Here is a 3,777-nt window from a genome sequence, read left to right on the forward strand (position 1 = left end):
ATGCATTACAAATTGTGAGAATAGAGTGGCTCTGCTTGAGTGCGCTGATTAGCGTAAATTGTTCATCGAGTCTGACATCAAGAGAGCGGTAGCCTTTTTTAGGATAAGATTGTGCTCCTCAAGACGAGCTATTTGCTTCTTCAGCTCACGGATTTCAATTTGTTCAGGGGTAATCGGAGATGCTTTTGGTGTGCCACCCTGGCGTTCTAGTTTTAACTGTCTCACCCATTTATCCATAGTGGACTTACCWACGTTCATCGCCTTTGCAGCTTCGATGATGCTATGGTTTTTATCGAGGACTAATTGGGCTGCTTCAAGTTTGAATTCAGCACTAAATGTTTTTCTGGTTGTCGATCTCATGTGTTCACCTAAAGTCATCTACGAGGTAATAATATCACCTCTATTTAGGTGGCCAAAATTAGTGTGCCATATATGGACGCCTCAGCTTTTACAACACCGTTGAATGATTGGTTCACTACCATATATTCGGCGTCTAAATAGGCTTTTTTACCCGCGCCATGATGTAAATCCGAAACCTATTACCTTATCACTACATCGGCATTTAATGCCTTGGCACAGTCAGGCTCTAATAGGTACGGTTGACCGTTTATTCATCAGTGCATGTAAACTGTTACGTGATACTTAACGTCTTACGCAAACGCTTTATTAACGTCGAAATTATCGTTACTCGTGAGGATCCGCCATCCTATACGCGCTATTTTATTGGCCAATGCGACAACGGCTTTGTGTCGACCTTGCCTTAACGCAAGTGCATTAAACCATCGCCCAAGTCTATCATCATGTTTGCTCGCAAATCGGCCAACGGCTCTGGCGCCGTGGATGAGTAAAACACGTAGTTCTGAGCTGCCATTTTTCGTGATCGATCCTAGTCGAACTTTTCCACCAGAACTCGATTGCGATGGCACTAAGCCACACCATGCAGATAATTGCCGGCCATTTTTAAATTGATGACCCGAACCTAATTCACTCATAAAGCTTGCTGTGACTAATGGTCCAAAGCCAGGGATCGACAGCAATGCATTGTAGCGAGGTTGGATTTGACATAGCGCTTTAATGTCGCGCTCGATTTGATTAATTCTCTCATTTAAAACACATAAATCTTCATATAAAAATTTTAACAGGTAATGAAGCGTATGAGACAGTTCATGCTCATTATTTGCTAAAATACGGCTAAGTGACGCTTGTAATTGCAACCTGCCGACAGAGAAGATCACACCAGACTCGCTCGCTAGGCTTCGAATTTGATTGACCATGGCGGTTCGATTTTGAACGAGACGACTACGTACACAACGTAATGCTTTAATGTCTTGTTGCTCAACAGTTTTAACTGGAACCATGTGGATATTAGGTCTGAAAACCGCTTCGCATATAGCGAGGGCATCGTTGGCATCATTCTTTTGGTTTGCAACAAATGGCTTAACATGTTGAGCAGGRATCAATTGCACTTGATAACCAAGAGCTTGAAATTGTCTTCCCCAGTAATGCGCCGTACCACAGGCCTCCATAGCAATAAGGCTACCTTCGGGGAATTGTCTAATTTTATCGAGCAGCTTGTTTCTGTTAACCTTTTTGTTACTCATGACAGAGTTATCCATAAGACAAACACAAACTTGAAAAACATTTTTGGCTAAATCGATACCAATAACTTTAATATCCATGATGGAAACCTCCAGAACTATTTGTCAGCTTTAAGCTTGGCATAATACTGCAAGCTTAGGTGCTGAGGCGTCCATCACATCACTACATAACAGCGTTCCCTTTGCCAAAGGTGCCAATAACCACATGGGGAGTCTATTAACTCAACTGGACGATCCCATGCTATGGGTCATGGAAGCACTCAAACAAAAGCAGCTGTATTTTGTCGATAGTATGACAACACGATTCACTAAGGCAGGGGATAACGCAGATAAGCTAGGCATTCCTTTACTAAAACGCCAACTGTTTCTAGACAATGATACTAGTGCCAATGCACTCGAGAGACAATTTAACTTAATGATAAGTCAGGCACATACCCAAGGTAGCTTGGTGGCGATTGCCCATCCTTATCCGGAAACTATGCGCTTCTTGGAGGCTAACCTACACAGACTTAAAACCGAGGGGATTGATCTGGTGCCAGCATCGAGTTTGCTCCCCATCGGTATTGCACTTAAAAGTGGTACTAATCCAGTTGCAGTACTGAAATAGAAAAGTCTGGCAGCAAGGCGACTAACTCATCACGGTTACTCACAATATCCAGCAAAGTATATTGATCCAGCACATTCAAATAAGCTTCAACAGCCTGAGCTAACACGCCTTTAAGCTTACAGGCTGGTGTAAATCGGCAGTAAGGTTTGCTGCAATCAATCGGGGCGAGTGAGTTTTCTAACACTCGAACTAACTGGCCTAGGTTAATCTCACTCGCAGGCTTACCCAAACGGAAACCGCCCATCTTACCGCGGATGGTTTCAAGGTAACCCATCTTGCCTAAATGATGCACTATCTTAGAGACATGATTTGGTGACAGATCAAACACCTGCGTAATTTCAGCAATCCTAAATAAAGTTGTTCTATCTGGCTGAACCGCTAAATACATCAGGGTACGAACGCCAAAATCGGTATAACGAGTTAACTGCATATTTCACCTGTCAGCGATAAACTTAATGAGAGGTCTGAGATTCGAGTTGGGTAATCAACCAAAGCGCCTCTTCGTTCGAATGACCACAAACATCTTCAGATGCATCGAAATCACTACAAACCGCAGGACGATCAGGCGAGCCGAAAATCAAACATAAATTGGCATCGCTCAATTGCACACAACGCTCACCCGCTGCCTTACCCTTTGGCATACCCGGAATACCGCTGCTTATTGAAGGCGCAATACAACAAGCACCACACCCAAGACGACAATTCATTTTCGTTACTCATGAAAGACATAAAGCATTATACCGTTTAATTTGTCCGAGATCAGTGTCACAGGTCAATACTGCCAAGTCGCGCACAGGAGGTTTTCAGAACGTGAAAGAAACAATATTGATAAAGTGGAATAAAGATCGGCAAAAAGTAGGTTTTGATTTTTAACATTGAAGCGAAAGCTTCATATTCTGATAAGGATTTCATCTACATGATAGCCGAGTATGAGGATAACCATGTGCTTCGAGCTCGAAGCATTAGCGTCACTGACACGAATTATCCGCGACGCCATAACGAAAAAAGCCTCATCTTTCGATGAGGCTTATCTCTTAATGTTGGCGGAGCGGACGGGACTCGAACCCGCGACCCCCGGCGTGACAGGCCGGTATTCTAACCAACTGAACTACCGCTCCTTTAGCTTAACGTCTGCACGTTAATCTAAATTAGGCGCTTGGCGATGACCTACTCTCACATGGGGAGACCCCACACTACCATCGGCGCGTTTGCGTTTCACTTCTGAGTTCGGGATGGGATCAGGTGGTTCCACAAGGCTATTGTCACCAAGCAAATTCTGTTTATTACCGTGTCCATCTCTGGACCACGTTAATAATAATTTGAAAAGCTGATTGTTTTGAGTCTTTAACTTTATCAAGTATCTGTATTCTGTCTAAGGCTTTTCGTACGACCTCCATGGAAGGAGGAAGTGCTAGAAAATGTCTGGAACATTTTCAGTAAAACCCATCTGGGTTGTATGGTTAAGCCTCTCGAGTCATTAGTACATGTTAGCTCAACGCCTCACAACGCTTACACACCATGCCTATCAACGTCCTAGTCTCGAACGGCTCTTTAGAGGAATTAAATTCCTAG

The 3,777-nt window shown here is 43.5% G+C and carries 3 protein-coding genes, 1 tRNA gene, 2 rRNA genes and 2 pseudogenes; 1 reads left to right on the forward strand and 7 read right to left on the reverse strand.

All coding sequences use genetic code 11. The features are described from left to right. Together L5M18_RS22980 and L5M18_RS22985 are read right to left on the reverse strand one after the other, a co-directional pair. Positions 1–360, reverse strand: a pseudogene (locus L5M18_RS22980) (transposase); the annotation flags it as partial. Positions 361–650: 290 nt separating this feature from the next. Beyond that, entirely contained in the window at positions 651–1,679 is a 1,029-nt protein-coding gene (locus L5M18_RS22985) for an IS110-like element ISSba8 family transposase (RefSeq protein ID WP_263138145.1), read from the reverse strand. Positions 1,680–1,752: 73 nt separating this feature from the next. Here L5M18_RS22985 and L5M18_RS22990 point away from each other — a divergent pair. Then, positions 1,753–2,205, forward strand: a pseudogene (locus tag L5M18_RS22990) (divergent polysaccharide deacetylase family protein); the annotation flags it as partial. On the opposite strand, the gene L5M18_RS22995 reads toward L5M18_RS22990, so the two are convergent. The 5 genes from L5M18_RS22995 to L5M18_RS23015 all read right to left on the reverse strand — a co-directional run. After that, a complete protein-coding gene (locus tag L5M18_RS22995) occupies positions 2,180–2,635 on the reverse strand; it encodes an Rrf2 family transcriptional regulator (RefSeq protein ID WP_105250838.1) in 456 nt (151 codons plus the stop codon). The pseudogene L5M18_RS22990 and the gene L5M18_RS22995 sit on opposite strands and share 26 nt — an antisense overlap. A gap of 22 nt (positions 2,636–2,657) precedes the next feature. Beyond that, entirely contained in the window at positions 2,658–2,912 is a 255-nt protein-coding gene (locus L5M18_RS23000) for a YkgJ family cysteine cluster protein (protein ID WP_105250837.1), read from the reverse strand. Positions 2,913–3,246: 334 nt separating this feature from the next. Continuing rightward, positions 3,247–3,323: transfer RNA gene (locus L5M18_RS23005), tRNA-Asp, on the reverse strand. A gap of 36 nt (positions 3,324–3,359) precedes the next feature. Further along, a 5S ribosomal RNA gene (rrf, locus tag L5M18_RS23010) occupies positions 3,360–3,475 on the reverse strand. Between the two features lie 186 nt (positions 3,476–3,661). Continuing rightward, positions 3,662–3,777 (reverse strand): 23S ribosomal RNA (locus L5M18_RS23015); the annotation flags it as partial.

Source organism: Shewanella sp. SM20, from assembly GCF_025654545.1.
In the GTDB taxonomy this organism is placed as follows: domain Bacteria; phylum Pseudomonadota; class Gammaproteobacteria; order Enterobacterales; family Shewanellaceae; genus Shewanella; species Shewanella oncorhynchi.

What these genes read in the sequence shown, in the direction of transcription:
- L5M18_RS22995 (WP_105250838.1), bottom strand. Translation starts at nt 2,635, where the DNA reads ATGCAGTTAACTCGTTATACCGATTTTGGCGTTCGTACCCTGATGTAT.
- L5M18_RS23000 (WP_105250837.1), bottom strand. Translation starts at nt 2,912, where the DNA reads ATGAATTGTCGTCTTGGGTGTGGTGCTTGTTGTATTGCGCCTTCAATA.